The sequence below is a fragment of the Streptomyces sp. CY-1 genome (assembly GCF_047218265.1).
Classification (GTDB): domain Bacteria; phylum Actinomycetota; class Actinomycetes; order Streptomycetales; family Streptomycetaceae; genus Streptomyces; species Streptomyces niphimycinicus.
Genome location: NZ_CP178393.1, coordinates 10,121,661 through 10,145,742, shown reverse-complemented (window position 1 = coordinate 10,145,742; position 24,082 = coordinate 10,121,661). Strand labels below are relative to the sequence as shown.

The window sequence follows — 24,082 nt, the reverse complement described above, 5'->3', positions numbered from 1 at the left end:
GTTGTTCATGACAGGCCAAGTTCGTTGTCGATGAATTCCAGAACCTGATCGGCGGTCGCCACCTGCAACCGCTCCACGGCATTGCCGTCGTCCGCCTCCGCCGGTGAGCACATCGCCTTCCACTTGGACAGCAAGGTCTCCAGCCGGGCGGTGACCGCACCGGAGTCCACGTCCTCGACGACGACGGCCGACAGGCTGTTCTCCAGCCTGACCAGCTCGTTGAGGACAGGATGTGGCTGGGGTACGCCGGGGCCCTGGGCGCCCGGCTCACCGTCCGGCGAAAGCTCCTGGCGCAGATGCTCGGCCAGCACGGCCGCCTCCGGGTGGTCGAAGACGAGGGCCGCGGGCAGCCGCAGTCCGGTGGCCGCGGCCAGCCGGTTGCGCAGCTCCACGGCGGTCAGCGAGTCGAAGCCGAGGTCCTTGAACGACGCGTCCGGCTGCACCACACCCGGATCGGCGTGGCCGAGCACCGTGGCCGCCTGCGTACGCACCAGGTTGAGCAGCAGCCGGTGCTGTTCGGTGGACGGCAGCCCCCGGAGTCGGCCCGCCCAGTCGGTGTTCTGCCCAGCGGCGGCCGCCGTGGGCCGGGCCCGCCCGCTGCCGCCGACGGTGGCGAGGGCCCGCAGGGGGGCGGGGAGGGCGCCGGGGGCCTGCGCGGCGAGGGAGCCGGTGTCCAGGTGGAGCGCCAGCAGATGCGGATGGCCGTGGTGGCAGGCCGCGTCCAGCAGCGCCAGCCCCTCCTCGGTGCTGTTGGCCTTGATGCCCAGACGGCCGATCCGGGCCAGATCGGCGTCGGCCAGCCGCGCGGTGAGACCGCTGGTGGCCGCCCAGAGTCCCCATGCCACCGACAGCCCGGGGAGCCCGGCCGCCTGGCGGCGGGTGGCCAGGGCGTCGCAGAAGGCGTTGGCGGCGGCGTAGTTGGCCTGACCGGGGGTGCCGAGATCGGAGGCGAAGGAGGAGAACAGGACGAACATGCCGAGCCGCAGACGCGCGGTGGCGGTGTGCAGCTCGGCCGCCGCCGCGGCCTTCGCCGCCCAGGCCCGCGCCAGCCGCTTCGGATCCTGCGAGGGCAGCATCGCGTCGTCCAGTGCCCCCGCCGCGTGCACGACACCGGTCAGGGGGTGTGCCGGGTCGATGCCCGCGATGGCTTCGGCCACCTGGGCGGCGTCGCCGATGTCGCAGGCGGCGATACCTACGTCGGCCCCCAGGTCGGTGAGGTGGGCCAGCAGCTCCGGTGCGCCGGGGGCGTCGGGGCCGCTGCGGCTCACCAGCAGCAGGTGGCGGATGTTCCAGACGCGGACGAGGTGCTCGGCGACGTGTCGGCCGAGGGTCCCGGTGCCACCGGTGATGAGCACCGTGCCCTCGGGGTCCACCGGTGCGGGGACGTCCAGGACCAGCTTGCCGGTGTGCTTGGCCTGACTGAGATACCGCAACGCCTCTCGCGCCCGGCTGAGCGGCCACGCCCGTACGGGAGGGGGCTCCAGCACACCGGAGGCGAACAACCCGCCCAGCTCGCACAGCATTTGGCCGATACGGTCCGGACCGGCATCGGCGATCAGGTCGTAGGCGTGATAGCGGACTCCGGGATACTCCGCCGCGATCCGCTCCGGGTCGCGGACATCGGTCTTGCCCATCTCCAGCAACCGGCCGCCTTCGGGGAGGAGACGGAGCGAGGCGTCCACGAACTCCCCGGCGAGGCTGTTGAGCACCACATCCACACCGCGGCCGCCGGTGGCCTCCCGGAATGTCTCCTCGAAGCCCAGATCGCGCGAGGAGGCCCGATGGGCCTCGTCGATGCCCATCGCCTCCAGGACCCCGTGCTTACCGGGACTCGCCGTGGCGAAGACCTCCGCGCCCAGATGCCGCGCGATCCGCACCGCGGCCGTCCCCACACCACCCGTCGCGGCATGGATCAGCACCGACTCCCCCGGCCGGAGCCCGCCCAGCTCCACGAGGCCGTACCAGGCGGTGAGGAACACGACGGGGGCCGCGGCTGCCTGCCGGAAGGTCCAGCCGTCCGGAATGGGCACGACCGTACGGGCGTCCGCCACGGCCTGCGGGCCGAACGCGCCCTCGAACAGGCCCATCACCCGGTCGCCCACGGACACATGGGTCACCTCGGGACCGACCTCCCGCACCACACCGGCGCCCTCACTGCCCCCGAACACCGCGCCACCTGGGTACATCCCCAACACGATCAGCGCATCGCGGAAGTTGACGCCCGCCACGTGGACATCGATCCGCACCTGGCCCGCCCGCAGAGGTTCCAGCACCTCCGGGCACGCCACCGGCCGCACGCCGTCCACCGTCCCGGCGCCCTCCAGTCCGAGCCGCCACGCGGACGGTCCCACCGGGGCCGCCAGGTCCGCGCTTGGCGCGGCGCGCACCAGCCGGGGCATCAGCGCCCGCCCCGCGCGCAGCGCCAACTGCGACTCGTCCATCTCCACGGCGCGCGCCACGGCGTCGGCCACGAGGCGGGCGGACACCTCGGTGTGCGGGTCGAGATCGAGCAGCAGGAAACGGCCGGGGTTCTCGGCCTGCGCGCTGCGCACCAGACCCCATACCGCGGCCCCCGCCGCATCCACCCCCTCGACCGCGGGATCAAAGCCATCCGGGTCACCCGTCGCGACGGCGCCACGCGTCGTCACCACCAACCGGGCGTCGGCAAGGCGCGGCTCGGCCAGCCAGTCCTGGAGCAGCGCCAGGACCCGCTCCGCCGAGGCCAGACCGTCGGCCGCGATGCCGCCGCCCCGCGCGTCCACCGGCTTGGCGGGCTCAAGTGCCAGTACGACAGCGGGGGCGGGCGCGCCCGCGTCAAGCGCGCTGATCAACGCCTGCGGATCCGGATGGCATACGGCGGCGGAACCGGCCGGAGCCCTGTCCCCGGGCCCCAGGATCGCCCAGTCGGCGTCATCGGCCGTGTGGTCCGTGGACTGCCCGGTGCCGTTGGGCGGCGCGGGCACCGGCAAGGGAACCCAGTCCATGACGAACAGCCCATCGGTACAGGGGCGTTGGGCGGTACGTAGCTGATCGGCATCGGCCGACCGCAGCACCACCGCGTCCGCGCTCAGCACCGGGGCACCGAGAGCGTCCGCCACGGTCACCCGCAGCGTGCGCTCCCCCTCCGCGCTCGGCTCGTACGGAGAGATCCGCACCCGTACCGTGGTCGCCCCGGCCGCCCACAGCGACACTCCGTTCCAGGTGAACGGCAGCCACACCCGGCCATCGGCCGACTCGGCGTCGTCACTCGTGGACCCCTCGGTCAGCAGGACGGGATGCAGCGCGGCGTCGAGCAGCGCCGGGTGGATGCCGAACCCGGTCCGCTCCCCCGCCACTTCGGGCAGTGCCACCTCGGCCAGCAGGTCGGCGCCGTCCCGCCACACGGCGCGCAGCCCCTGGAAGGCCGGGCCGTACGCATACCCCGAGGCCGCGATGTGCTCGTAGAAGTCCACGGGGTCCACCGGCTTCGCACCCGCCGGTGGCCACGCCCCGCCCAGCTCCTCCATCGGCCCGGGGCCCTCGGGAGGCGGGCTCAGCACGCCCTCCGCATGACACACCCACCCGGGCGCCGAGTCACCACCATCGTCGGGACGTGAGTACATCCGCACATCGCGTCGGCCATCGGCACCGGGCCCGCCGACGACCACTTGCAGACGCACCCCGCCTTGGGGCGGCAGCACAAGCGGTACCTGGAGCGCCAGCTCCTCCACACCCCCGCAGCCGACCTCATCGGCGGCCCGCAACGCCCACTCCACCAGGGCCGTCCCGGGCACCAGCGCCGCGCCCGCCACCACATGGTCGGCGAGCCAGCCATGGGACTGTGCCGAGAGCCGTCCCGTCAGCAGATGTCCCTGGCCGTCGGCGAGTTCCACGGCGGCGCCCAGGAGTGGATGCCCCGCGGCGACCAGGCCGAGGTCGGTGGGATCGGCACCCCGGCCGCTGAGGCCGTCGAGCCAGTAGCGCTGGTGCTGGAAGGCGTACGTGGGCAGATCGACCGTACGAGGGGTGGGATCGCCCGGGAACGCGGCCCTCCAGTCCACCTCCACCCCAGCAACGAACGCCTGGCCCAGCGAGTGGAGAAGCTGGACCTGGCCGCCGTGATCGCGACGCAACGTGGGCACGGCAACCGCCTCCACACCCACCTGCTCGAACGTCTCCTGCAAGCCCAAAGTCAACACGGGGTGACTGCTGGCCTCGATGAACACCCGATGCCCATCCGCCAACAACGCCTCGACCGCATCGGCGAACCGCACCCGCTCCCGCAAATTCGACACCCAATAACCCGCGTCCAGAACGGAAGCCTCCTCCCGCCCACCGGTCACCGTCGAATAGAACGCCACCTCATCCGCCCCACCAACAACCGGACGAACACCACCCAGAACCTCATCCAGCTCATCGCGGATCTCCTCCACCTGAGGACCATGCGAGGCATAATCCACCTCGATCAACCGCGCACGCTCCCCCGCCTCCTGACACGCCGCGACAACCGCGGCCACCCGCTGAGGCGGACCCGAAACCACCGTCGACGAAGGCCCGTTGACGGCCGCCACCCCCACACCACCGGCCTGATCGCCCAGGCCCGAGAGCAACGCACCCGCCCGCTCTTCACCCACACCGAGCGATGCCATCGCACCACCACCGGCCAACCGCCGCAACGCCTTACTCCGCAGCGCCACCACCTTCGCGCCATCCTCCAACGACAGCGCACCCGCCACCACAGCCGCCGCGATCTCACCCTGGCTATGACCCACCACCGCCGCAGGACGCACGCCATGTCCGGCCCACACCGCCGCCAACGACACCATCACCGCCCACAACACCGGCTGCACCACATCCACCCGCCCCAGATCCGCCGCACCCTCCACCCCCCGCAACACATCCGCCAGCGACCAGTCCACGAACGGCGCCAACGCCCGCTCACACTCCCCCACCCGCGCCGCGAACACCGGCGACACACCCAGCAACTCCGCACCCATCCCCACCCACTGCGAACCCTGACCCGGGAAAACCAGCACCGGACCCACATCACCCACCAACGCAGCAACACCCGACTGCACCACACCCGGATGCGACACACCCCCCGCCAACGCCTCCACAGCGGCCAACAGCTCGGCGCGGTCACCGCCCACCACCACCGCCCGATGCTCAAACACCGACCGCGTCGTGACCAACGACCACCCCACATCCACAGACGACGACCCCGAATCCCCACCCACCCGCTCAACCAGAGCGCCAGCCTGCCCCCGCAACGCCTCCGCACTACGCCCCGACACCACCCACGGCACCGTGCTCACCTCCGAGCAGGCCGGGGCCATTGGCCCATCGTCCTCAGCCGCCTGCTCCAGGATCAGATGGGCGTTCGTACCGGAGATGCCGAACGAGGAGACCGCCGCACGGCGGGGGCGTTCCAGCCGGGGCCACTCCACCGGTTCGTTCAGCAGCCGCAGCCCGCTGTCCTCCCAGTCCACATGCGGAGTGGGGACGTCGAGGTGCAGGTTCGCGGGCAGGTGTGGGTGCCGGAGCGCCATCACCATCTTGATCACGCCTGCCACACCGGCCGCCGCATGTGTATGGCCGATGTTGGACTTCAGCGAGCCCAGCAGCAGTGGCCGGTCGGCGGGGCGGTCCTGGCCATAGGTGGCGGTCAGGGCCTCGGCCTCGATCGGGTCGCCGAGTTTGGTGCCGGTGCCGTGTGCCTCGAGGGCGTCCACATCGCCCGGCGTGAGCTGGGCGTTGGCGAGGGCCTGGCCGATGACGCGTTCCTGGGCCACGTCGTTGGGCGCGGTGAGGCCATTGCTGGCGCCGTCCTGGTTGATCGCCGAGCCCCGGATCACCGCCAGCACCCGATGGCCGTTGCGCTGTGCCTCCGACAGCCGCTCCAGCACCACCAGACCGACGCCTTCGGAGAAGCCGGTGCCGTCCGCGTCGGCGGCGAAGGACTTGCACCGGCCGTCCGGGGCCAGTGCGCGCTGCCGGGAGAACTCGGTGAACATGATGGGGGTGGCGAGCGAGGTGACACCGCCCGCCAGGGCCAGGGTGCATTCGCCCTGCCGCAGCGCCTGTACCGCCAGATGCATGGCCACCAGTGAGGCCGAGCATGCGGTGTCCACCGTCACCGCCGGCCCTTCCAGGCCGAAGGTGTAGGCCACCCGGCCCGTGATCACGCTGGTGAGTCCGCCCGTGGTGGCGTAGCCCTCGAATCCCTCGGGGATGCGCGGGGCCCGGGACAGATAGTCCTGGCTGGACACCCCGGCGTAGACGCCGGTGCGGGTTCCCTTCAGCGACACCGGGTCGATACCAGCCCGTTCAAGGGATTCCCAGGCCATCTCCAGCACCAGCCGCTGCTGCGGGTCCATGGCGAGTGCTTCCCTGGGGCTGATGCCGAAGAACGCCGCGTCGAACCGGTCCGCTTCGACGAATCCGCCCTGGCGGACGGAGCTGGTGCCGTAGTGCTCGGGATCGGGGTGGTAGAGGTTCTCGAGGTCCCAGCCGCGGTCCGTCGGGAAGTCCCCGATCGCGTCGGCACCGGAGACGAGCAGTTCCCACAGCTCCTCCGGGGAGGTGACCCCGCCGGGAAAGCGGCAGGCCATGCCGACCACGGCCACCGGCTCGTGGGAACGCTCCTCCACCTCGCGCAACCGCAGACGCGTATCGTGCAGATCGGCGGAAACGCGCTTGAGGTACTCGACCAGCTTCTCTTCGTTCGCCATGAGGGTCACCCGGCCTTCAGCGATCGTCGCGCCCGGCACATTCAGGACACACCAAGCTCGTTGTCAATAAACTCAAGGACCTGATCCGCCGAGGCGGACTCCAGCCTTTGGGCCGCGCTCATTTCATCCGTCGGCTGCCGTGGCACCTGTGTGTTCGGCGGGACGATCGCGGTGGGGGTGGCGGCGGTGCCGTCCGAGGTCAGCCGTCGCACAAGGTGGTGGGCGATGCCTTCCGGGGTCGGATGCCGGAAGATCAGGGCCGCGGGCAGCCGCAGACCCGTGGCGGCCGCGAGGCGATCGCGCAGTTCGACAGCGGTCAGGGACTCGAAGCCCAGCTCCTTGAAGCTGGCGTCGGCGCGCACCGCCTCGGCATCGGTGTGGCCCAGCACGGTGGCGGCGTGGTCGCGCACCAGGCCGAGGAGGGTGCGATACCGGTCGAGGGCCGACAGCCGCGCCAGCCGGGCGGCCCAGTCGACGGACGGCACTTCGGCGGCGGCAGCGGTACGCCGCCGTACGCTTTCACCGCCACCGCCACCGCCGCTGTCGGTGGCCACCCGGCCGGTGTCGAGGGATCGGAGCTGCTCGGCCTCGGCGGGGCGCAGCAGCAGCGCGTCGATCGTCAGCACCGGGGCGCCCACGGCGTCGGCGACGACGACCCTCAGTTCCCGCTCGCCCTCGGCGGCCTGCGGCCGGGGGGTGAGCCTGACCCGTACGGCCGTGGCCTCGGCCGCCCACAGGGACACGCCGCTCGCGGTGAACGGCAGCCACATCCGCCCCTCGTCCGGCTCCGGCCCGGCATCGGGACCGCCGGTCAGCAGCGTCGGATGGAGCACCGCGTCCAGCAGGGCGGGGTGGATACCGAACCCACTGGGCTCTCCCGCGGCCTTGGGCAGTTCCACATCGGCCAGCAGATCGGCGCCGTCCCGCCATACCGCGCGCAGCCCCTGGAACGCGGCTCCGTAGGCGTATCCGGATGCGGCGATCCGTTCGTAGCACCCATCGGTGTCCACCGGCCGCGCTCCGGGCGGCGGCCATGTCCCGGGCAGCTCCGCCGCTCGGCTCTCCGGTTCGGCGGGGCCGAGTACGCCCACGGCATGGCACATCCAGTCGGTGTCTCCACCTGCGCGAAGGGCGTCGTCGGGGAGGGAGTAGACCGCGAGGTCGCGGCGTCCGTCGTCGGCGGACGGGCCCACCACCATCTGGACGCACCGGCCGCCCGTCGCGGGCAGCACCAGGGGCAGCCGCAGCGCGAGCTCCTCCACCGCACCGCAGCCCGCCTCGTCGGCCGCCCGCAGCGCCCACTCCATGAGCACGGTTCCGGGGACCAGGGCCACGCCCGCCACCACATGGTCGGCGAGCCAGCCGTGTGTCTGTGGGGAGAGACGTCCGGTCAGCACATGGCCGCTGCCGTCGGCGAGCCGCACCGCGGCGCCCAACAGCGGATGGTCCGCGGCGACCAGGCCGAGGGCGCCGGGGTCCCCGCCGGACCCACCGGGGGCGTCCAGCCAGTAGCGCCGGCGCCGGAAGGCGTACGTGGGCAGATCGACCGTACGAGGCGTGGGGTCGCCCGGGAACGCGGCCGACCAGTCCACCTCGGCCCCGGCGATGAACGCCTGCGCGACCGACTTCGTGAGCTGCACCAGGTCCCCGTGGTCCCGGCGCAGGGTGGGAACCGCGGTGGCGCCGCTCTCCGCGTGCTCGAAGCTCTCCCGCATCGCCATGGTGAGGACGGGGTGGGTGCTGGCCTCGATGAACACCCGGTGGCCATCGGCCAGCAGCGCCCGCACCGCCTCGGCGAACCGCACCCGTTCGCGCAGATTCCGCACCCAATAGCCCGTGTCCGGCATGGACGCATCGGCCCGGCCACCGGTCACGGTGGAGTAGAACACCACCCCGGACCCGGACGTGCCCACCGGCTCAACTCCCTTGAGCAGCTCGGTGAGTTCCTCCGCGATCTCATCGACCTGGGGGCTGTGCGAGGCGTAGTCCACCTCGATCATCCGGGCCCGCTCGCCCGCCTCCCGGCAGGCGGTCACGGTGGCGGCCACCTGCTCCGGCGGTCCGGACACCACAGTGGACTCGGGCCCGTTCACCACCGCCACCACTACCGCGTCGGCCTGATCCGCGAGCCCGGACAGCAGCTCCGTGGCCTGTTCCTCACCCACGCCGAGGGAGGCCATGGCCCCGCCTCCGGCGAGTCGCCGCAAGGCCCGGCTGCGCAGCGCCACGACCTTGGCGCCGTCCTCCAGGGACAGCGCTCCCGCCACCACGGCCGCCGCGATCTCGCCCTGGCTGTGGCCGACCACGGCGGCGGGCCGCACACCGTACTCGGCCCATACGGCGGCCAGGGACACCATCGCCGCCCAGAGCACCGGCTGCACCACGTCCACCCGGCTCAGCTCGGCGGCGCCTTCGGCCCCCCGCAGGACATCCGTGAGCGACCAGTCCACGTGGGGTGCGAGCGCTCGTTCGCACTCCGCCACCCGGGCGGCGAACACCGGGGACGCGTCCAGCAGTCCGGCACCCATCCCGGCCCACTGCGAGCCCTGCCCGGGGAAGACCAGCACCGGGCCCGCGCCCCCCGTGGCGGCGGCCATGCCCGTGTGCACCACGCCCGGGTGGGTGCCCTCGGTCGCCAACGCCTGGAGGGCGGCGGTGAGTTCGTCGCGGTCGTCGCCGACCACCACCGCGCGGTGCTCGAACGCCGTCCGGGTGGTGATCAGTGACCAGCCCACCTCCCGGGGTGACGGCGTGTTGTCGGCGGCCATGCGGGCGGACAGCTCCCGGGCCTGACCCCGAAGGGCCTCGGCGCTGCGGGCGGAGAGCACCCAGGGCACCGGCCGGTCGTCCTCGTCCGTCCGCGCCCCGGCGGGTGCGGGGTCCGGCTCGGGGGGCTGTTCCACGATCAGATGCGCGTTGGTGCCGCTGATGCCGAAGGAGGACACGCCCGCGCGGCGGGGGCGTTCGTCGTGCGGCCACTCCACCGGCTCGGTCAGCAGGCGCACCGCGCCGCTGTCCCAGTTGACATGCGGGCTGGGCGCGTCGATGTGCAAGGTGGCGGGCAGCAGTCCGTGCCGCAGGGCCATCACCATCTTGATGACGCCCGCCACGCCGGCGGCGGCCTGGGTGTGGCCGATGTTGGACTTCAGCGAGCCCAGCCACAGGGGCCGGTCTCCGGTCCGCTCCTGCCCGTAGGTGGCGAGCAGGGCCTGGGCCTCGATCGGGTCGCCGAGGGTGGTTCCGGTGCCATGCGCCTCGACGGCGTCCACCTCGGCGGGCGACAGCCGGGCGTCGGCGAGGGCTTGGCGGATCACCCGCTGCTGGGAGGGGCCGTTGGGCGCGGTCAGGCCGTTGGAGGCGCCGTCCTGGTTGACAGCCGAGCCCCGGATCACCGCCAGCACCCGGTGGCCCTCCCGCCGGGCGTCGGAGAGCCGTTCCAGGAGCAGCAGGCCGACCCCCTCGGCCCATCCGGTGCCGTCGGCCGCCGCCGCGAACGGCTTGCACCGCCCGTCGGGGGCCAGCCCTCGCTGGCGGGAGAAGCCGGTGAACATGCCGGGGGCGGCCATCACCGCCACCCCTCCGGCCAGGGCCAGCGCACACTCGCCCTGCCGCAGTGCCCGCACCGCCAGATGGACGGCCACGAGCGACGACGAACACGCCGTGTCCACCGACACCGCGGGCCCCTCCAGGCCGAAGGTGAACGCCACCCGGCCGGACACCACGCTCGGGGTGCCGCCGGTCAGCAGATGGCCGTCGAGCCCCTTGGGCGCCTCGTGCAGCCGGGGGCCGTAGTCCTGGGCCGTCACGCCGACGAACACGCCGGTCGGGCTGGACCGGAGGGCGGTGGAGCGGATGCCCGCCCGTTCGAAGGTCTCCCACGCGGTCTCCAGCAGCAGCCGCTGCTGGGGGTCGGTGGCCAGCGCCTCACGGGGGCTGATGCCGAAGAACTCCGCGTCGAATTCCGGTGCGTCGTAGAGGAAGCCGCCCTCGTGGGCGTAGCTGGTGCCGGGGCGGTCCTGGTCGGGGTCGAAGAGGGCCGCGAGGTCCCAGCCGCGGTCCCGGGGGAACTCCCCGATGGCGTCGGCGCCCTCGGCCACCAGCCGCCACAGCGCCTCGGGCGAGTCGACCCCGCCCGGGAAGCGGCAGCCCATGGCCACCACCGCGATCGGTTCGCCCGCGTCGCCCGGCGTGGTGGCCATGGACACGGCGGAGGTGGCAGGGGCGGTGTGGGCGCGCAGATGGTCGGCGACGGCCCGTGGTGTGGGGTGGTCGAAGGTGAGCGTGGCGGTCAGGGGCAGCCCGGTGGCCGCGCCGAGCCGCTCGCTCAGTTCGGTCGCCGCGAGCGAGTCGAAGCCCAGCTCCTTGAAGGTGAGGCCGGGATCGATGGCGCCCGGCGCGGAGTGCCCGAGGACGAGGGCCACCTGCGTCCGCACGGTGTCCAGCGGATCGCGGCGCCACGCCGCGGCGGTGGGCTCGGCCGTCTCTTCCGTGGGCGGTGCCGGGTCCGGGGCGCCGTCAGTCCCGGTGGTGTGGGTGGCGGACGCGGTGGATTCGAGTGGGGTGCCGGGCCAGTAGCGGTCCCGCTGGAAGGCGTACGTCGGCAGGGCTACCCGCTGCCGGGGCTGCCCGGCGGAGGCCCGGTCCCAGGACACTTCGGCGCCGCGGACATACGCCTGGGCCATGGCGGTGGCGAAGGTGCGCGCCTCGGGGCGGTCGCGGCGCAGCGCCGCCACGGCGGCCGGGCGCGCCTGCCCCGGGGCCGGTCCCGGCCGTGCGGTGAGGCATTCGCGGGTCATGGCGGTGAGCGGGGCGTCCGGTCCGAGTTCGAGGAAGGTGGTGACACCGGCGTCCAGGAGGGTGTGCACGCCGTCCATGAAGCGCACGGCGTGGCGGGCGTGCCGGGCCCAGTAGTCGGGTGCGGCGAGTTGTGAGGCGGTGGTGAGCCGTCCCGTCACGTTGGAGACGAGGGGGATGGCCGGTGCGGAGAAGGTCAGTTGCGAGGCGACGGCGCGCAGTTCGTCGAGAATGCCGTCCATATGCGGCGAGTGGAAGGCGTGGCTGACCTTCAGCAGCCGGGCCTTGCGGCCACGCTCGCGCCAGACGGCGGCGGCCGCGTGGACGGCGTCGTGGTCGCCCGAAATCACCACGGACGAAGGCCCGTTGACGGCGGCGATGTCCAGCCGGTCCTCCCATCCGGCGAGCAGTCCGGCGGCCTCGTCCGCGTCGGCCTGAAGCGCGGCCATGGCCCCCTTCGCCATGACCGACTGCATCAGCCGGCCGCGGGCGGCCACCAGAGCGCAGGCGTCGGGCAGGGTGAGCACACCGGCCACATGGGCCGCGGCGATCTCGCCGACCGAGTGGCCCATCACATGGCCGGGGGTCAGCCCCCAGGATTCGGCCAGCCGGTACAGGGCCACCTCGATGGCGAACAGCGCGGGCTGGGTGTACGAGGTCCGGTCGAGCAACGCCGCCCGCGGGGAGGGGGCCCCGGCGGACATCACCTCGTGCAGCGGCTCCGCCAGCCGTGCGTCCAGACAGTCGCACACCTCGTCCAGCGCCGCGGCGAAGACCGGATAGGCGGCACACAGCTCACGGCCCATGGCCGCTCGCTGGCTGCCCTGGCCGCTGAAGAGGAAGGCGAGGCCGCCATCCGCGGTCCTGCCCCGCACCGCTCCGGGGGTCTCCGCGCCCTCGGCCAGCGCGTCCAGCCCGCTCAGCAGCTCGTCGGTGTCCTCACCGAGGAGCACGGCGCGGTGGTCGAAGGCGGTGCGGGTGGTGGCCAGGGAGTGGGCGATGTCGGCCGGGGAGAGGGCGGGGTGGTCCGCCAGATGGTCGCGCAGCCGCCCGGCCTGGGCGCGCAGCGCCGCGGGGGTCTTCGCGGAGATCGGCCAGGCCACCACAGAGGGCGCGGGGGTGTCGGCCGGCGCGGGCACGGAGGCGGGCGCGGGCACGGAGGCCGGCGCGGGCACGGAGGCCGGCGCGGGCACGGAGGCAGACGCATAGGCGGGCGCTTCGCCGAGGACGAGATGGCAGTTGGTGCCGCCCATGCCGAAGGAGCTGACCCCGGCGAGCAGCGGCAGGTCCGGGCGGGGCCAGTCGCCGAGCCGGTCCTGGACCCGCAAGCCGAGTTCGGTCAGCGGGATCCGCGGGTTCGGGGTGGTGAAGTGGAGACTGGCCGGGAGCAGGCGGTGCTTGATGCCGAGGGCGGTCTTGAGGAGGCCGACGATGCCGGCGGCGCCTTCGAGGTGGCCCACATTGGTCTTGGCGGAGCCGACAGGCAGGGGTGTGCCGTCCGTCCGGGCGGTGCCGAGCGCGGCGCCGAGCGCCGCCGCCTCGACGGGGTCGCCGACGGGGGTTCCGGTGCCGTGCAGTTCGACGTACTGGACGTCGTCGGGTGCGACTCCGGCCCGCCGGTGGGCGGTGCGCACCACGTCCTCCTGAGCCGCCGGGCTGGGGGCCGTCAGCCCGTCGGTGGCGCCGTCGTTGTTGATGGCACCGGCGTGGATGACGCAGTACACCGGGTCGCCGTCCCGTACGGCCGCGGCGAGTGGTTTGAGGAGGACCGCCGCGCCGCCCTCACCGCGGACGAAGCCGTTGGCGCGGGCGTCGAAGGTGTGGCAGCGCCCGTCCGGGGAGAGCCCGCCGAACTGGGCGGCGGCAGCCGTCATGCTGTCCTCGGTGAGGATGAGGTTGACACCGCCGGCCAGCGCCAGGGTGCACTCCCCGCGCCGCAGACTCTCGCAGGCGGTGTGGACGGCCACCAGCGAGGACGACTGTGCGGTGTCCACGGTGAGGCTCGGGCCGCGTAGACCGTAGCCGTAGGAGACCCGGTTGGCGATGATGCTGCGGTGGACACCGGTCATGGCGTGCCGGGTGGCCGCGGTGGTGTCCCGGCGCAGCACGGTGGCGTACTCGTCCCAGATGGCGCCGACGAACACACCGGTCGGGGTGTCCTTCAGTGTTCCGGGGCGGATTCCCGCGTCCTCGAACGACTCCCAGGCGAGTTCGAGCATCAGCCGCTGCTGGGGGTCCATGGCCGTCGCCTCGCGGGGCGGGATGCCGAAGAAGGAGGCGTCGAAGGTGTCGACGCGGTCCAGGAAGCCGCCGTACCAGGCCGGGGCGGGCCGGTCGGGGCCGTCGCCGGCCGCGGCACCGGTGGCAGCGGCGCCGGTGGCGGCGCCGGTCCGGCGGCGGTCCTCCGGCATGGTGGTGACGGCGTTCCCGCCCTGCCGCAGCAGCCGCCAGAAGGCTGACGGACTGGGTGCGTGCGGCAGGCGGCAGGCCATTCCCACCACGGCGATGGGCTCCGCTTGCTGAGGTGTCCGGGTCGGCGCGGCGCTATCCATCGCACCCCATATGGCGCTGGGAGAACATCTGCGTGTTCTGGGTCATGGGCGGCACTCCCGCTCCGGATTGATGATCGGTGCGAGCACGTGGCCCATCGTGGGGCGCGGCTCTAAAGCAAGACCAAATAGGCCACGGCCGGTGACTTTAGAGACGCGTTACCGGAACCCATGACCATCGCTGAGCGGGTGAGCCCTTTATGCGCCCTTGGCCGACCCGATCTCCGAGCACACAGGAGGAGTGCCATGACATCTCCATCGGCCGTGCCACCAGGCGGCACGGTGTCGGACTACTACAGCTCGCTGGGACCGCTTCTGCAGATGGCGTGGGACGACAACTTCCACTTCGGCTACTGGGACGGCCCGTCCGATACCCGTTCGGTCCAGGAGGCCACCGATCGCTTCACGGATCTGCTGATCGAACGGCTGCGGGTGGGGGCTGGAGACCGGGTACTGGATGTCGGCTGCGGTATCGGGAAACCCGCGATGCGGGTGGCGACCGCCACCGGTGCCCATGTCCTGGGCATCACGATCAGCGAGCTCCAGGTCAAACAGGCGACCGAATCCGCCCGGCTTGCCGACCTGTCCCACCATGTGGCATTCCAATATGCCGATGCCATGGCCATGCCTTTCGACGACGCGGCTTTCGACGCCGTACTCGCATTCGAATCGATCAATCACATGGACCGCCCGACGGCGCTGCGGGAGATGGCCCGGGTGCTGGGATCCGGGGGCCGGGTGGTGCTCACGGATGTGACCCCGCCGAGCGACGGCAGTTACCAGCCGGACGCCGATCCCGATGTGGTCACCTCGCTGACCCGGCTGGAGGACTGGCCCGGTCTGATCGGTGACGCGGGGCTGGTGCTCGACGAGTTGACCGACGTCACCGAGAACACGAAGGACACCGCCAACCGGATGATCGACGGTATCCTGCGCTGCCGCCGGGAGTTCGAGGCGCGGCACGGGGTCAGCGTCCAGGAGGTACTGGACGCCGCCAAGTCGGCGCTCCCCACCGTGCCGAGCGCCGGCTGCGCGATCGTGGTGGCCCACAAGCCCTGAATCACCAACAAACCTGATGGTTATTCGACATCCCCTTCATGGGTCCCGCGGAGCCGGAATTCTCCACTCCTCATCAAAGCGGCGCCAAGGGGCCCATGATCTCGCAGGATTCGCTTGTCCCGGCCGATGCGATCCGCGTATTCTCATTCGCGGACTGCACCACCTCAAGTGCGGGATATCCGGACTCCGATCTTCCGGACGCATTGCGAATACCCGCTCCGCACCGTCGAGGACGCCGCCTCGAGGGCGCGTATATCCGGATTCTAGGTGAGGTGGGTAGTCATAGGACTTGCTTACGATGTGGGGCACCCGCCGAAGGCGTCCGATCTTGTCCGTTCTCTGATTCCTCGGCAGGGCCCGCGATAAAAGAGGGGTGAGTAATGGCAGTCGCGAACGGCGTGCGTCAGTGGATCCGGCGGCACCGCCCGTCCCCGCGCAGAGGGGCGCGACCGGACCACTTTCCACACGCAAGCGGCTCAGCAAGCGCCCACTTCCCATCCCCTCCGGGGTCGCCGGACTCCGGGGACGTGACAATTGCCGCGCGCCACCCGGACGGCCCGGGACGGCGATCCGCGCGGACCAACAGAGCCACCAGAGCCCGCCCCGCACAGGCGTGCGCCTCCGGAAGCAGACGGACATCGCCCTCGAAATCGAGGAAACACCCAGAAAACACCACGGGCACTTCCGGCAAAGGCGCCGACTTTCCCATGACCGCACACGTCGGCGACTCGGATGGGGCACATCGTGCGATATGAGATCATGGGACCTCTCCGGGTGGTAGAAGGAGAGCGGAAATTAACCATCAGGGCGCGGAAGATCGAGGTCCTGTTGACCGTTCTTCTCGTCCGCGCCGATCAGGTGGTCCCGATCGACCAGCTCATCGCGGAGATCTGGGGGGAGTATCCGCCGCGCCGGGCGATCGCCGGGCTTCATGTGTATGTCTCCCAGATCCGTAAGTTCCTGCGCCGGCCCGGTCAGAGCGAAAGCCCCGTTCTCACCCGCCCCCCGGGATATGTCCTGCGGCTGGGCCCCGACCACCTCGACTTCCACTGCTTCGAACGGCTGGTGTGCGAGGGCCGGGATCATCTCAGGGAGCGGCGCTACCAGCAGGCCACGGCCACTTTCGAAAGCGCGCTCGATCTCTGGCGCGATCCGCTGCTGGATGATGTATGCCACGGGCCGATCCTCGAAGGCTTTCAGACCTGGCTGAAAGAGGCCCGGCTGGAATGCATCGAGATGCTGACGGATTCCCGGCTCATGCTCGGCCGCCATCGCGAACTGGTCAGCGATCTGTACCAGTTGACCACCGAGCATCCTTTGCGGGAGGCACTCCACCGTCAGTTGATGCTGGCGCTCTACCGCTGTGGCCGCCGGGCGGACGCATTGCATGTGTATCAAGCGGCGCGCAAGACGCTCAATGAGGAACTCGGGCTCGAACCGTGCCGAGCCCTCCAGGACATGCAGCGCGCCATCCTCACCTCGGATGACCGGCTGGAACTGCATGTTCCCGCATGAGGAAGACCGCGTAAGGAGGTGGACATATGAGCGATCACGTCAGTTACCTGTCCGACGGCAGCCCGATCGAGGTCGTCCTCGAAGGCGGACCGGACGATCTGCCCCGGGCATTCCGGACCGGGCGATCGACCCTCACCAGCACGAAGCTCAAAATCCAGCATCGTGATGGATACGAGCACTTCGAACTCGTCAGCGATTCCGCTGACATCACCACAGCGATCTTTCGCTGGACCATGCGTACGAAAATCGCCGAGTAGCCTCCATGGCCCCGGAACCCCGGGATCGCCGACCGGTCACCGCCGACTCCTGATCCCGGGGCGGGGGCCGTGGCCAGGAGGTCCGCATGCTCACCTCACGATGGCGCGGCGCCGTGATCGCCGCGGTCGCGATATCGACAGCCCTTGCCGCACTGCCCGCCGGGCCCGCCTCGGCCCGGCCGTCCACCCAGCCCGGCGGCCCGCCCGGCGCCCACGTGGTGGACGGCCGTACCCAGCCGGTGTTCTCGTATCCGGATGCCGTGCGCGAGCACCTCATGGTCCAGACACCCGTCGACAGTGACGGCGATGGACACAAGGACCGGGTCGCGGTGGACATCATCCGGCCCAAGGAGACCCAGCAAGGTCTCAAGGTGCCGGTCATCATGTCGGCCAGCCCCTACAACGACACCGTGGGCCGCGGATTCGAGTCGGAGCGGAAGAGCTACGACGCCCAGGGCGCCCCGGTCAAGTTCCCTCTCTACTACGACAATTACTTCCTGCCGCGCGGCTATGCCGTGGTCGATGTGGATGTGACCGGGACCGGCAGATCCGACGGCTGTCTGACGGTCGGCGGCGCCTCCGACGTGGCGGCCGCCAAGGCGACGATCGACTGGCTGGGCGGCCGGGCCACGGCGTACGCGGCCGACGGCAGCGAGGTGAAAGCCTCCTGGTCCACCGGCAAGGTGGGCATGATCGGCCACTCGTACGAGGGCATGCTGGCCAACGCCGTGGCCGGCACCGGCGTGGAGGGGCTGGAGACCATCGTCCCGATCTCCGGGATCAGCTCGTGGTACGACTTCGCCCGCACCAACGGCGCCAAGCACTGGAATGGTTTCGCCTCCTATCTGACGACGGCGCTGGACACCGATCCACCCCAGAAATGCCAGGCGGTGCGCGACCGGCTCCAGGCCGGCGAGGACGACGCCACCGGCAACTACAACGCCTACTGGCATGAGCGCAATTACATCGCGCGGCCGGCGCCCGAGGTGAACAAGGTACGCACGAGCGTCCTCGCCGCACACGACCTCAGCGACTACAACGTACGGATCGACCAGTTCGCCAACTGGTGGGCCCCGCTGGCCGAGCGCGATGTGCCACGCAAGCTGTGGCTGGGCCGCTACGGGCACACCGATCCGTTCGACTGGCCCGGTCGGCGCGCCCAGTGGGTCGACACCGTGCACCGATGGTTCGACCACTGGCTCTACGGCGTCCAGAACGGAATCATGGACGAGCCCCGGGTCGATCTCCAGACCGGCCCGACCACCTGGACCACCCAGGCCGACTGGCCCGCGGGCACCTCCTCGGTGCCCCTGCGCCCCGGGCCCGACGGCTCGCTGGCGCTGAGCCCCGCGAGCGGCACCGGGACCTTCACCGACACCAAGCTGAGCGAGGCGGATCTCACCGCCGACCCGTCGGCGAGCCATCCGGGACGCCTGGCGTTCCTCACCCCGCCGCTGCGCACGGGGGTACGGCTGTCCGGCACGCCCACCGCGGATCTGCGGGTCACGCTCGACAAACCGACGTCGAACCTCACCGCGCTGCTGGTGGACTACGGCGAGGACGAACGGATCGACTGGAACCGCAACGAGCCGCAGAACCGGATCCATGACGGTCTCCAGGGGCTGGACGAGGAATCCTGCCACGGGGAGAGCACCGCCCAGGACGACGCCTGCTACCAGAAGACCGCCAATGTGACGGCGCGCAAATCCTCGGAGGTGATCGCCCGCGGCTGGATGGACGCCCAGAACCGCCACTCGCTCACCACCCCGGAGCCGCTGACCCCCGGCCGGTCCTACCGGATCGCCTGGAAGACACTGCCGAACGACTACGAGATCAAGCCGGGTCATCGGCTGGGGCTGGTCCTCGGCGGCACCGACGCCGACTTCCTCTATTTCGAGGATCCGACCGGGGCGAAGGTGACGGTGGACCTGGGCGGCAGCCATGTCACCGTACCGGTGACCGCCGCCGGTGGAATCACCAAGTCCCTTCGCTGACAGGCGTGTTGACGGGGCCCGGGCCGCCACCGCGGTCCGGGCTCAGCCCTGGATCCAGGTGTGGATCACATGGGCGCCCAGGTCCGCATACCCGTCGGCCATGCGGTGGCCGCTCTCGTACCGGGCCGTGAGGTCGCCGTAGCGGATGTCCTCCCGCGCGGAGAAGCCCAGCCGGTGCAGGTCACGGGCGAGTTCGTCGGGGGTGAAGAAGCTGAGGAAGGGCTCACCGGCCTCGGCGGCCCATGCCGCGCGGGCCTCGTGCACGGCGCGGTGCTCCGGTGGCAGCGCGTCCGGCGGCTCGCCGTAGTCGAAGACGGCTCCGGAGCCGCCCGGCAGGCCCGCGATGAAGCCGAGCGTGTCCAGCACGGCGGTGTGCGTCAGATACGGCACCACCCCGAGCCAGATGAAGAACGCCGGGCGGGCCGGGTCGAAGCCCGCCGCCGTCAGCCCGTCGGCCAGGCTCTGCCGTTCGAAGTCGACCGGTGCGAAGGTCAGTGAGGGCGGTACGGGGATCTCCGTGGCGGCCAGCCGGCCGCGCTTCCACTCCTGGGTCGCGGGATGGTCCACCTCGAACACCCGCAGGCCCTCCGGCTCGTACGGATTGCGGCAGCCGAAGGTGTCGAGCCCCGCCCCCAGTGCTACCGCCTGCCGCACCCCGCGCGTCACGGCGGCGGCTACGGCGTCCTCGGCGAACCGCGCGCGGGCGGCCACGGACAGCCGCACATCCTCGCGCTCGGGCCGGAAGGCCGCCTCGAGGAGAGGGTCGTCCGCGTCGGCGGCGAGGATACGGAGCGCCAGCGGATCGTAGAACACCCGGCCGCCCTCCAGCTCCTGGTGGGCCGCGCGGAACGCGGCGGCGCCGCGGGCGGTGATGCTGGGCCGGCCGTTCTGCATGGAGCGTCCTCCCCCGAGGTCCCGCCGTATGTCGCGGGCGACACACCCCATGGTGTCAGCTCCGCACCCAGCGCGCATCGCCAACCACCCATGTGCACATGGGAGTTACGCGTCGGACGGCGGCCTGGGGACCTCGGGCCGCGCCCGCCGCGCGGCGGGCGCGCATTGTCCCATCGATGGGCGCCGAACAGCGGGCAGCCGGGCCCATCGGGTACATCCGGTCGGCCGAACCGGTGAAGCTCCCGCCTCACTCCGCAAACCCTCCGGATGTCGTGCAATAAATATGACAATCCGACAATCAGAACAAAAGGGTCCGGCATGGCCCGGACCAGTGCGGAGTGCACCGTGTCCCATCACCCATGCCATCGGACGGCGCTGCTCGCCGTCGCCCTGCTCAGCGCCGCCACCGCGTGCAGCAGCGGGACACCGGCCACTCCCAAGGCCGAGGAGAAGCCGTCGAGAACCGCACCGGCCAGGAGCGGGGCCATGAAGGGCTTCACCCTGGTGGCCACCGGCGATCTGCTGGTGCATGCCTCGGTCATCCGGCAGGCACAGGCGGACGCGGGCGGTGACGGCTATGACTTCCAGCGCATGATCCGGGCGGCCGCGCCCGTCGTCGCCCGGGCCGACCTGGCCATCTGCCATATGGAGACCGTCTACGGGGCCACCCACGGGCCGTTCACCGGCTATCCGACCTTCAAGACGCCTCCGCAGCTCGCCTCGGCCGTGAAGAGGCTCGGCTACGACTCCTGCTCCACCGCCTCCAACCACACCCTCGACGCCGGTCCCGAGGGGGTGGTCCGCACTCTCGACGCCATGGACAAGGCCGGGCTCAAGCACGCCGGATCGGCCCGTTCCGCCGCGGAGAGCACCCGTCCCACGATGCTGGAGGCCGGTGGCGCCAAGGTCGCCCAGCTCGCCTACGCCTATGGCACCAACGGCATCCCGGTCCCCAAGGGCAAGCCGTGGCTGGTCAACCTCATCAATCCGGCGCGGATCATCAAGGACGCCCGGGCCGCACGGCGCGCCGGGGCCGATGTGGTCGTCGTCAGCGTGCACTGGGGCACCGAATGGCAGCAGGCGCCGGACAAGCTCCAGCTTTCGCTCGCCAAGAAGCTCACCGCCTCCAAGGACGGGGGCCGCCGCGACATCGACCTGATCATCGGCACCCACGCCCATATCCCCCAGGCGTACGAGAAGGTCAACGGCACCTGGGTGGTCTACGGCATGGGGGACCAGATCGCCGGGGTCATGCCCGACAAGCGCGGCCAGATGGGCTCGGCGGCCCGCTTCACCTTCGCCCCGCCCACCGCTCAGGGCAAGGCGTGGGAGGTGAAGAAGGCGGAGTACATCCCGCACGCCGTGGACAACGATCCGATCTCCCTGGTGAACCTGCCCCGGGCCCTGGAGAAGAACCCCGGCAACCGGGGCTACACCAGCGCCCTGAGCACCATCCAGGAGGCGGTGCTCAGCCGGGGCGCCAAGAAGGACGGCCTGACGATGGGCCGTTGAGCCCGGCCCGCTCCCCTTTGACCCCGGCCCGCTCCCCGTGGCGTTACGGCTCGGGCTGGTCCGGACGGCCCGGCTCGCCCGGCTGCTCCGTTCGGCCCGATTGCTCCGTTCGGCCCGGCTGCTCCACCTGCCCCCCGGCCTGCTGCGCCTCCTGGGTGTGGAAGGCCAGGTTCTCGTTCTCCACATCGACGCGGACATGGCTGTGGGCCGGCAGCGTGCCGCCGAGCAGCATCCGGGAGAGCGGATTGTCGACCTCGCGCTGGATGATGCGGCGCAGCGGCCGGGCGCCGTACTCCGGCTGGTATCCATGCCGGGCCAGCCACTCGACGGCGGGCGGGGTGAACTCCACGCTGACGTCCTGGGCGCGCAGCCGGCGCCGGGTCTCCTCCAGCAGCACATCGGCGATCTGCCGGAGCTGGTCGTCGGCGAGCCGGCGGAAGATGACGACCTCGTCGATGCGGTTGAGGAACTCCGGCCGGAAGTGCTCCCGCAGCGGGCGCAGCACCCGCTCCCGGCGCGCCGCCTCGTCGGCCTCGTCGTCACCGCCGCCGAAGCCCAGGGGGCCACCGCGTCCGGTGATGGCCTCCGAGCCGAGGTTGCTGGTCATCACGATGACGGTGTTCTTGAAGTCGATGGTGCGGCCCTGGGCGTCCGTCAGCCTGCCGTCCTCGAGCACCTGGAGCAGGATGTTGAAGACATCGGGGTGCCCCTTCTCCACCTCGTCCAGGAGCAGCAGGGAGTAGGGCTGGCGGCGCACCGCCTCGGTGAGCTGCCCGGCCTCCTCGTGCCCGACGTATCCGGGGGGCGCGCCGACGAGCCGGCTGACGGTGTGCTTCTCCTGGTACTCGCTCATGTCGAGGCGGACCATGCGGTCCTCGCTGCCGAAGAGCGCCTCGGCCAGTGCGCGGGCCAGTTCGGTCTTGCCGACGCCGGTGGGGCCGAGGAAGAGGAAGCTGCCGCTGGGGCGGTTGGGGTCGGCGAGTCCGGCGCGGGCGCGCAGGACCGCGTCGGCCACGGCGGCCACCGCCTCCTCCTGCCCGACGACCCGCCGATGGAGGTGTTCCTCCAGGCCCAGCAGGCGTTCGCGCTCCTCCTGGGTGAGGCTGGCGACGGGGATTCCGGTCTGCCGGGAGACGATTTCGGCGATGTCCTCGACGGTGACCTCGGCGACCCGCCCGCCGTGGTACTGCGTACCGGATGCCTCGGCGATCCGGGTGTTCAGTTCGGCGATGCGGTCCCGCAGGGAGGTGGCGCGTTCATAGCTCTCGGACGCGACGGCCTGGTCCTTGTCCCGGGTGAGCTGCTCGACCTCCCGTTCCAGGGCGCGCAGATCGGTGCCGCGGCCGCTGGAGCGCAGCCGGACCCGGGCCCCGGACTGGTCCATGAGGTCGATGGCCTTGTCGGGCAGGAAACGGTCGGTCAGATAGCGGTCGGAGAGCTCGACGGCGGCGAGCAGTGCCTCGTCGATGTAGCGGACCTGGTGATGGGCCTCGTAGCGGTCCCGGAGTCCGTGCAGGATGGCGACGGCGTCCGCGGGGGTGGGCTCGGGGACCATGATGGGCTGGAAGCGGCGGGCGAGCGCGGCGTCCTTCTCGATGTACTGGCGGTACTCCCGGAGGGTGGAGGCGCCCATCACATGCAGTTCGCCGCGGGCCAGCGCGGGCTTGAGGAGGTTGCTCGCGTCCATCTGGCCGCCCTCGGAGCCTCCGCCACCGGCGCCGACCACCGTGTGCAGCTCGTCGATGAAGATGATCAACTCATCGGTGTTGGCGCGGATCTCATCGACGATGCCGGTGACCCGCTGCTCGAAGTCGCCGCGGAAGCGGGTGCCGGCCACGACGCTCGCGATGTCGAGCTGGACGACCCGGCGGCCGAGCAGGATGTCCGGCACATCGGCGTCGGCGATCCGCTGGGCGAGCCCCTCGACGACGGCCGTCTTGCCGACTCCGGCCTCGCCGATGAGGACGGGGTTGTTCTTGCCGCGCCGGGCGAGCACCTCGATGCTCTGCTCGATCTCCTCATCGCGGCCGATCACCGGGTCGATCCGCCCCTCGCGGGCCAGTTCGGTCAGATCGCGGCCGAACCGGTCCAGGTTCGGGGTCTTCCGCTGGTCCACGACGGGCCGCTGGTCGGTGGTGGGGGCGCTCGGCGTGAGACCGCCGGTCTGGGGCGGGCCGGGGGCCTTGGGTTCGAAGCGGGCGGCGCCCAGGATCTGCCCGGCGGTGGACTCGCGGTTGGCGGCGAGCGCGATCAGTACGTGTTCGGGGCCGATGTACGAGGAGCCGCGTGAGCGGGCTATCTCATGGGCGTCGAGCAACGCCCGCTTGACGGCCGGGGTGACGGCGACCGAGTTGCGCGGCGGGCCGCCTCCCGCCTCCCGGTCGATGTCCGCGGCGATCCGGTCGGGGTCGGCTCCGGCGCGCGAGACCATGGTCCGGGTGGGCTCGGAGAAGAGCGCGGCCCGCAGCAGATGTTCGGTGTCGAGGTCGGTGCTGCCGTGTTCGGCGGCGTAGGACGCGGCGGCCGAGACGAGATGCCGCGCGTTCTCGCTCATCAGCCGGCCGAAGTCGACATGTCGCGAATCGGGCCGCTGGCCGGCCGGCCCGGTCCCGAGGAAGCGTGCGAGGAAGTCGCCGAGTGGATCCGGCCCGAAGTCCTCGGGCCCCTTGTCAGGGCCCCCATTCCCGCTGCCCATGCGACCAGTTTAAGGGCGATTGACGCCGATGTCCGTTCGTGGGCGGTTTCGCGGGCGGCGGGCACCGGCGACGCCGGGCCCCGCCCCGGGCCCTTCGACGCTC

Annotated in this window: 9 protein-coding genes; 5 read left to right on the top strand and 4 right to left on the bottom strand. The window is 71.6% G+C overall.

Features of this window, described 5'->3' with window-relative positions; genetic code table 11:
- Positions 1-5: 5 nt before the first annotated feature.
- A complete protein-coding gene (locus tag ACK1X7_RS43510) occupies positions 6-6,710 on the bottom strand; it encodes an SDR family NAD(P)-dependent oxidoreductase (protein WP_413116570.1) in 6,705 nt (2,234 codons plus the stop codon).
- 41 nt (positions 6,711-6,751) lie between these two features.
- Entirely contained in the window at positions 6,752-14,056 is a 7,305-nt protein-coding gene (locus ACK1X7_RS43505) for a type I polyketide synthase (protein WP_413116569.1), read from the bottom strand.
- Between the two features lie 243 nt (positions 14,057-14,299).
- Here ACK1X7_RS43505 and ACK1X7_RS43500 point away from each other — a divergent pair, with 243 nt between their 5' ends.
- The 4 genes from ACK1X7_RS43500 to ACK1X7_RS43485 all read left to right on the top strand — a co-directional run bounded on the left by ACK1X7_RS43500 (position 14,300) and on the right by ACK1X7_RS43485 (position 18,878).
- On the top strand, positions 14,300-15,112 hold the full coding sequence (locus ACK1X7_RS43500) for an SAM-dependent methyltransferase (protein ID WP_413116568.1): 813 nt from the start codon (positions 14,300-14,302) through the stop codon (positions 15,110-15,112).
- Between the two features lie 744 nt (positions 15,113-15,856).
- Entirely contained in the window at positions 15,857-16,627 is a 771-nt protein-coding gene (locus tag ACK1X7_RS43495; protein ID WP_216344765.1) for an AfsR/SARP family transcriptional regulator, read from the top strand.
- A 26-nt stretch (positions 16,628-16,653) separates the two neighbouring features.
- Complete coding sequence (locus ACK1X7_RS43490) at positions 16,654-16,884, top strand: DUF5988 family protein (protein ID WP_385156045.1); 231 nt, start codon at positions 16,654-16,656, stop codon at positions 16,882-16,884.
- Between the two features lie 86 nt (positions 16,885-16,970).
- The gene (locus ACK1X7_RS43485; RefSeq protein ID WP_413116567.1) at positions 16,971-18,878 is read left to right on the top strand and encodes a Xaa-Pro dipeptidyl-peptidase; all 1,908 of its coding nucleotides are present in this window, start codon (positions 16,971-16,973) and stop codon (positions 18,876-18,878) included.
- Positions 18,879-18,920: 42 nt separating this feature from the next.
- Here the strand turns inward: ACK1X7_RS43485 and ACK1X7_RS43480 are convergent, their stop codons facing one another.
- Entirely contained in the window at positions 18,921-19,772 is an 852-nt protein-coding gene (locus tag ACK1X7_RS43480) for a class I SAM-dependent methyltransferase (RefSeq protein ID WP_385151585.1), read from the bottom strand.
- A 318-nt stretch (positions 19,773-20,090) separates the two neighbouring features.
- Here ACK1X7_RS43480 and ACK1X7_RS43475 point away from each other — a divergent pair, with 318 nt between their 5' ends.
- Positions 20,091-21,284 (top strand): CapA family protein, encoded by a 1,194-nt coding sequence (locus ACK1X7_RS43475; protein WP_413116566.1) that lies wholly within the window; start codon positions 20,091-20,093, stop codon positions 21,282-21,284.
- 43 nt (positions 21,285-21,327) lie between these two features.
- Here the strand turns inward: ACK1X7_RS43475 and ACK1X7_RS43470 are convergent, their stop codons facing one another.
- Positions 21,328-23,979 (bottom strand): ATP-dependent Clp protease ATP-binding subunit, encoded by a 2,652-nt coding sequence (locus ACK1X7_RS43470; RefSeq protein WP_385151591.1) that lies wholly within the window; start codon positions 23,977-23,979, stop codon positions 21,328-21,330.
- Positions 23,980-24,082 lie beyond the last annotated feature (103 nt).